General features: G+C 67.2%; 9 protein-coding genes. All 9 read left to right on the forward strand.

Annotation, left to right across the window (positions count from 1 at the left end):
- Positions 1 to 764 (forward strand): glutamate ligase domain-containing protein (locus U1E69_RS22520; RefSeq protein ID WP_322246734.1); only part of this gene is annotated, 764 nt, incomplete at its 5' end.
- Positions 765 to 786: 22 nt separating this feature from the next.
- On the forward strand, positions 787 to 1,065 hold the full coding sequence (locus U1E69_RS22525; protein ID WP_322246735.1) for a DUF2484 family protein: 279 nt from the start codon (positions 787 to 789) through the stop codon (positions 1,063 to 1,065).
- Between the two features lie 21 nt (positions 1,066 to 1,086).
- Entirely contained in the window at positions 1,087 to 2,298 is a 1,212-nt protein-coding gene (locus U1E69_RS22530) for an APC family permease (RefSeq protein ID WP_322246736.1), read from the forward strand.
- Positions 2,295 to 2,567 (forward strand): DUF2484 family protein, encoded by a 273-nt coding sequence (locus tag U1E69_RS22535; protein ID WP_322246737.1) that lies wholly within the window; start codon positions 2,295 to 2,297, stop codon positions 2,565 to 2,567. Before U1E69_RS22530 ends, U1E69_RS22535 begins: the two co-directional genes overlap by 4 nt.
- Positions 2,568 to 2,570: 3 nt before the next feature.
- Entirely contained in the window at positions 2,571 to 2,828 is a 258-nt protein-coding gene (locus U1E69_RS22540) for a hypothetical protein (RefSeq protein ID WP_322246738.1), read from the forward strand.
- Between the two features lie 41 nt (positions 2,829 to 2,869).
- Entirely contained in the window at positions 2,870 to 3,796 is a 927-nt protein-coding gene (gene murB / locus U1E69_RS22545) for a UDP-N-acetylmuramate dehydrogenase (RefSeq protein WP_322246740.1), read from the forward strand.
- 40 nt (positions 3,797 to 3,836) lie between these two features.
- On the forward strand, positions 3,837 to 4,757 hold the full coding sequence (locus tag U1E69_RS22550; protein ID WP_322246742.1) for a D-alanine--D-alanine ligase: 921 nt from the start codon (positions 3,837 to 3,839) through the stop codon (positions 4,755 to 4,757).
- Entirely contained in the window at positions 4,745 to 5,641 is an 897-nt protein-coding gene (locus U1E69_RS22555; protein ID WP_322246744.1) for a cell division protein FtsQ/DivIB, read from the forward strand. The genes U1E69_RS22550 and U1E69_RS22555 overlap by 13 nt, the downstream gene beginning before the upstream one ends.
- Positions 5,638 to 6,382: cell division protein FtsA (locus tag U1E69_RS22560; protein ID WP_322246746.1), on the forward strand; the 745-nt coding region annotated here is incomplete at its 3' end. The genes U1E69_RS22555 and U1E69_RS22560, both read left to right, overlap by 4 nt.

Below are 6,382 nucleotides of genomic sequence, written 5' to 3' on the forward strand. Positions count from 1 at the left end.
TCCTGCCCGAACGCACCACGGCCGAATGGCTCGACATATTGAAAAAGGCCAACGTGCCCGCGATGCGCGTGAACGACATCGCCGATCTGCCCGACGACCCGCAGCTGCAGGCCGCCGGCCTTTTCCGACAGCGCACGCATCCGACCGAAGGCGCGTATCTTGAGGTGCGCCCCCCGGTGCGCTTCTCGGGCTATGCCTACGCCGACCTGTGGCACGCCGCGACACCCGGCCAGCACAGCGCCGAAGTGGCGCGCGAGCTGGGCGTGACCGACGCCGGCATCCGCACGGGCCTAAAAAAGTTCGCCGGCGTGAAGCGGCGTTTCAGCACCACTGGCTATTGGAACGAAGTGCGCATCGTCGACGATTACGGCCACCACCCGGTCGAGATCGCCGCCGTGCTGCGGGCCGCCCGGCAGGCCACCAAGGGCCGGATCATCGCGGTCCACCAGCCGCACCGCTATACGCGCCTTTCCAGCCTGTTCGAGGAATTCTGCACCTGCTTCAACGAGGCGGATGTCGTGGCCATCGCCGACGTCTATTCGGCGGGCGAGGACCCGATCCCCGGTGCCAGCCGCGACGATCTGGTGGCGGGCCTGATCGCCCACGGCCACCGCCATGCCCGCGCCTTGCAGGACGAGGGCGAGCTTGCCCGCCTGGTCAAGGAACAGGCGCGGCCCGGCGACATGGTGGTCTGTCTGGGCGCAGGCACGATCAGCGCCTGGGCCAACGCATTGCCCGCCAAGCTGATGGGCAAGGCGGCATGACTTTCGTTGCCGAGGCCACGGCATGATCTGGGGGGTCGTCACGCCCCTGTTCTTCGGCTGCCTCTGGGTCCTGCTGGCCGCTGTCGTCGCCATGCTGCCGATGAAGCGGCAGATGCTGCCGGGAACGATCCTGCTGATCGTCGCCCCCTTCCTGTTGGCATGGATCGGCTGGTATCACGGCTGGGGCTGGGCGTTGGCCTGCATCATCGGCTTCGCCTCGATGTTCCGCAACCCGCTGATCTATTTCGTCCGTCGGGCGCTTGGCAAACCGGCACCCCTGCCGAAGGACCTGGAGAAGTGACGTCTCGGGCGGGTGGCGCAGATGGCTGACGCGCTGAAACGCCGTCTGGGCCTTGGCCTCCTGACCGCCTACGGCGTCGGCGTGATGGTTGGCGCGGGCATCTATGTCCTGGTGGGCACGGTGGTCGGACACGCCGGGATCTGGGCTCCGCTGGCCTTTGTCCTGGCCGGGTTGGTGGCGCTTTTCTCGGCGCTGTCCTATGCCGAATTCGCCACCCGCCTGCCCGAGGCGGCCGGGCAAGCGGCCTATATCGAGCGCGGGTTTTCGTCACGCAATCTGGGGATTTTCGCCGGGCTGGCGATTGCGGTGACGGGCGTCATCTCGGCGGCGGCGGTCCTGCGGGGCGGGGTCGGCTATCTGCTGACCTTCGCAGGCTTGCCTGAACTCTGGCTGATTGCCGGGATCGGGGTGGCACTGACCGTGGTCGCGGTGGCGGGCGTGCTGGAAAGCATGGCGCTGATCGCGGTCCTGACGGTGGTCGAGGTCGCCGGACTGCTGGCCGTGGTGGCGGCAGGCTTCCTGGCGCCCCCCGGCCCGGACTGGAGCCGCTTTGCCGACCTGCCCACGCCACCGCTGGCCGGGATCGCGGCGGCGATTTCCCTGTCGGTCTTTGCCTTCATCGGCTTCGAGGACCTGACGAACATGGCCGAAGAGGCGAAAGAGCCGGAACACGTGATGCCAAGGGCGATCCTTCTGGCTCTGGCGATCACGGCGGCGCTTTACGTGCTGGTCAGCCTGGCCGCCGTGCGCGTGGCTTCGCATGACGCGCTTCGCACCAGCGCGCAGCCGGTGGCGCTGATCTGGGAGCGGGCGACGGGCACATCGGCCGCGTTCCTGTCGGCCATCGCGGTGGCGGCGGCGCTGAACGGGGTCTTGGCGCAGATCGTCATGGCCTCGCGGGTGCTGTTCGGCTTGGGTCGCCGGACGGCCGTTCTTTCCACCTTTGCCCGGTCGCACCCCCGCTTCGGCACCCCGGTCCGGGCGACGCTGCTGGTCGGGGCGGCGGTCGTGGGGGCCGCACTGGTCCTGCCGGTCGAGACGCTGGCCGAGACGACGGCGATCGTCCTTCTGTCCGTCTTCGTTCTGATCAACGCGGCGCTGATCCGGCTTCATCGCCGCGAACCTGCCGCGCCGTTCCGCGTCGCGGCCTGGGTGCCCTGGGCAGGGCTTCTGACCGCGCTTGCCGCACTTGCCGCGGCCCTGTTCGCCATTCTGGGGGGAGAAAGCGCATGATGGGCAACCTTGGCGCGGACCCCGATTACTGGCCGCTGGTTCTAAGCCTTCTGTGGCTGGTCGTGGCCAATGTGATCGCGATGTTCCCCTCGAAGGACAAGCACTGGCGGGTGGCCTATGTGCTGATCGCGCTTGGCGTGCCGCTTCTGGGCTGGGTGACCTGGGTGGCGGGGCCGATTGTCGGGCTTGTGCTGCTGGCTGCGGGGGCCTCGGTCCTGCGCTGGCCGGTGGTCTTCTTCTGGCGCTGGCTGCGCCGACAGTTGGGGTAGGCGATGAACGCGGTTTTCTGGACAATCGGCGGCGGGACGGTGCTGTTTGTCGCGGTGCTGTCCTATGTCATCACCCGCCGCTATGGCTGGGGGCAGGCGCTGGCCTTGCCGATCCTTGCGCTGGTGGCGCTGCTGGCGATGCAGTGGCAAGAGCGGGCGGCCACGGGCTTTGAACTGAGCTGGTCCTCGCTGGTCTTTGCCGCCCCGGTCCTGCTGGGCGCGGTGGCGGGCATCGCCGTGGCACGATTGCGGCGGGGCTGACGGCTCTTGCAACGCGCGCGAAAGCGCCGCAGAACCGCGCCATGACCAAGCTTCCCGAGACCCGTGGCGTGCTGACGCCGAACCGCCCTTTGGCCGACCTGACCTGGCTGCGCGTGGGCGGGCCTGCGGACTGGCTTTTCCAGCCTGCCGACGAGGCGGACCTTGCGGGTTTTCTGGAGGCGCTGGACCCTTCGGTTCCGGTCTTTCCGATGGGCGTGGGGTCGAACCTGATCGTGCGGGATGGCGGCATCCGGGCGGTGGTCATCCGGCTGGGGCGCGGGTTCAATTCGATTTCGGTGGAGGGTGACCGGATCGTGGCCGGGGCTGCGGCGCTGGATGCGCATGTGGCCAAGCGCGCGGCAGAGGCGGGGCTGGACCTGACCTTTCTGCGCACCATTCCCGGCAGCATCGGTGGCGCGGTTCGGATGAACGCGGGCTGCTACGGGTCCTATGTAGCCGATGTGCTGGAGGAAATCCGCGTGATTACGCGCGATGGACGGATTGAGACGCTCCCCGTCCCTGCGCTGAACCTGCGCTATCGGCAAAGCGACCTGCCCGAAGGCTCGGTCATCGTGTCCGCCACGTTTCGGGCAGGCAGGAGTGATCCGGAGGCTTTGGAGGCGCGGATGGCTGACCAGATCGCCAAGCGCGATGCGTCGCAGCCCACGAAAGAGCGCAGCGCGGGGTCGACATTCCGCAATCCGGCGGGGCGATCCTCGACCGGCAAGGCCGATGACAGCCACGAATTGAAGGCCTGGAAGGTGATCGACGATGCCGGAATGCGCGGCGCGCGGCTGGGCGGGGCGCAGATGTCCACCATGCATTCCAACTTCCTGATGAACGCCAAAGCGGCGACTGCCGCCGATCTGGAAAATCTGGGCGAGGAAGTACGAAAAAAGGTTTTCCAATCAAGCGGTATCACGTTAGAGTGGGAAATCATGCGGGTCGGAGAACGCTCGCAGGACTAACAAATATCACGGGTCACTTAAGACCCGGATGAGGCAGTGTATGGCGGGCGCATCGAGCAGGATGGCCCCCGAAGTGGCGGTACTGATGGGTGGACTTTCCGCAGAGCGGGAGGTGTCGCTTGTCTCTGGGCGCGAATGTGCCAAGGCCCTGCGGGAGGCTGGTTACCGGGTGACGGAGGTCGATTGCGGCCCCGATCTGCCTGCGCGTCTGACCGAGCTGAAACCCGACGTCTGCTTCAATGCGCTTCACGGTCGCTGGGGCGAGGATGGCTGCGTCCAAGGTCTGCTTGAGTGGCTGAAGATCCCCTATACGCACTCCGGCGTGCTGGCCTCGGCGCTGGCGATGGACAAGGTGAAGACCAAGGAAGTGTACCGCGCTGCGGGCCTTCCGGTGGTGGAAAGCGTCCTGGCTTCGCGCGAAGAGGTCGAAGCGGGCCATGTCCTGCCCGCGCCTTACGTGGTCAAGCCTTACAACGAGGGGTCGTCGGTCGGGGTCTATATAGTGCGCGAAGGGTCCAATGCCCCGCGGCTGGCGGCGTCGATGCCCGACGTGGTGATGGTCGAGACCTACGCCCCGGGCCGTGAGCTGACGACGACGGTGATGGGCGACCGGGCGCTGGGGGTGACGGATATCCTCACCGACGGCTGGTACGACTATGACGCGAAATACAAGCCGGGCGGCAGCCGGCATGAGTGCCCGGCGCAGCTGCCGGTCGAGATTGAGGCAGCCTGCCTGGATTATGCGCTAAGGGCCCACAAGGCGCTGGGGTGCCGGGGCGTCTCGCGTACCGATTTCCGCTGGGACGACGCGCGCGGGCTGGCGGGGCTGATCCTGCTGGAGACGAATACGCAGCCCGGAATGACTCCGACGTCGCTGGCCCCGGAACAGGCGGCGATGCAGGGGATCGGCTTCCCCGCGTTCTGCGACTGGATGGTGAGGGACGCGTCATGCAATCGCTGATCGCCCGCCGCCCTGGTCCACGAGTCCGCAAGGACCCCGCACCGTCGAAATGGGCCTACCGGGTCCAGCGCTGGATGCTGACACCCTATGTGCGCAGCTTCGTCTGGAAGGGTCTGCCGATGCTGATCCTGCTGGGCGCGGGGGCCGTGTGGCTGGGACACGAGCCGAACCGTCAGGCGGTGATCGGCCAGTTGACCCATCTGCGCGAAGAGTTCGAGGCCCGGCCCGAGTTCCGGATCAGCCTGGCCCGTGTCGAGGGCGCATCGGACGATCTGGCCGAAGCGGTGCGCGTGAAGCTGGCGCTGCCCTTGCCGATGTCGTCCTTCGACATCGACCTTGATGCCGCACGGGACCGCATCGAAACCCTGGACGCCGTGCAGAAGGCCGACCTGCGGGTCCGCTCGGGCGGGGTGCTGCAGGTGCTGATCACCGAACGCGTGCCCGTGGCGGTCTGGCGGACCGAGGATGGGCTGACGCTGGTTGACGAGACCGGCCACCGTGTCGCGGGCCTGTTGTCGCGCGCCGACCGGGCCGACCTGCCGCTCATCGCCGGGGATGGGGCCGATGCGGCCACGCCGGAAGCGCTGGACCTGATCGCCGCCGCCGGCCCTTTGACCCCGCGTCTTCGCGGTCTGGTCCGCGTGGGCGAGCGGCGCTGGGACGTCGTGCTGGACCGTAACCAGCGCATCCTTTTGCCCGAAGAGAACCCGGTCCAGGCGCTGGAGCGTCTGCTGGCGCTGGACCATGCCCAGGACCTGATGAACCGAGACATCCTGACCGTCGATCTGCGGTCAGATCATCGCCCCACCCTTCGACTTACCCCCAATGCCCTTGCCGAAATCCGTCGCGCGCAGGGCCTAGAAATCGTGGAGAACGAACTGTGACCGATCTCTATACTTCCCAGCGCGCCATGCGGAACATGCGGAAAGCTGCCATGCAGCGTGGCGTGATTGCCATTCTGGACGTGGGCACCAGCAAGATCGCCTGCCTTGTCTTGCGGTTCGATGGGCCGGACCGCCTGCGTGAGCAGGACGGGGTCGGGCCGATGGCCGGACAAAGCCAGTTCCGGGTGATCGGAGCGGCGACAACCCGCAGCCGGGGCGTGCGCTTCGGCGAAATCGCCGTGATGAACGAGACCGAGCGTGCCATCCGCACTGCCGTTCAGGCGGCGCAGAAGATGGCCAACGTGCGCGTCGATCATGTGATCGCCTGCTTCTCGGGGGCGGAGCCGCGCAGCTATGGGCTGGCGGGGGAATTGGACCTGCAGGACAGTGTTGTCACCGAACAGGACGTCAGCCGCGTATTGGCGTCCTGCGATGTGCCGGATCTGGGGCAGGGCCGCGAAGTGCTGCACGCCCAGCCGGTCAACTTTGCGCTGGACCATCGATCGGGCCTTGGCGATCCGCGCGGGCAGATCGGGCACCGGCTGGCGGTGGACATGCACCTGTTGTCGGTGGACGGCGACGTGGTGCAGAACCTGCTCTACTGCATCAAGCGCTGTGACCTGGAATTGGCGGGAATTGCGTCTTCGGCCTATGTCTCGGCAATCTCGTCGCTGGTGGAAGACGAACAGGAATTGGGCGCGGCCTGCATCGACATGGGCGGCGGGGCCACGGGCATCTCGA

Origin of the sequence: Tabrizicola sp., from assembly GCF_034366665.1 — a bacterium.
GTDB lineage: Bacteria > Pseudomonadota > Alphaproteobacteria > Rhodobacterales > Rhodobacteraceae > Tabrizicola.

Bases quoted from the DNA above. Each gene is read 5' to 3' on its own strand.
- U1E69_RS22525 (WP_322246735.1), top strand. From the start codon at position 787: ATGATCTGGGGGGTCGTCACGCCCCTGTTCTTCGGCTGCCTCTGGGTC.
- U1E69_RS22530 (WP_322246736.1), top strand. From the start codon at position 1,087: ATGGCTGACGCGCTGAAACGCCGTCTGGGCCTTGGCCTCCTGACCGCC.
- U1E69_RS22535 (WP_322246737.1), top strand. From the start codon at position 2,295: ATGATGGGCAACCTTGGCGCGGACCCCGATTACTGGCCGCTGGTTCTA.
- U1E69_RS22540 (WP_322246738.1), top strand. From the start codon at position 2,571: ATGAACGCGGTTTTCTGGACAATCGGCGGCGGGACGGTGCTGTTTGTC.
- murB (WP_322246740.1), top strand. From the start codon at position 2,870: ATGACCAAGCTTCCCGAGACCCGTGGCGTGCTGACGCCGAACCGCCCT.
- U1E69_RS22550 (WP_322246742.1), top strand. From the start codon at position 3,837: ATGGCGGGCGCATCGAGCAGGATGGCCCCCGAAGTGGCGGTACTGATG.
- U1E69_RS22555 (WP_322246744.1), top strand. From the start codon at position 4,745: ATGCAATCGCTGATCGCCCGCCGCCCTGGTCCACGAGTCCGCAAGGAC.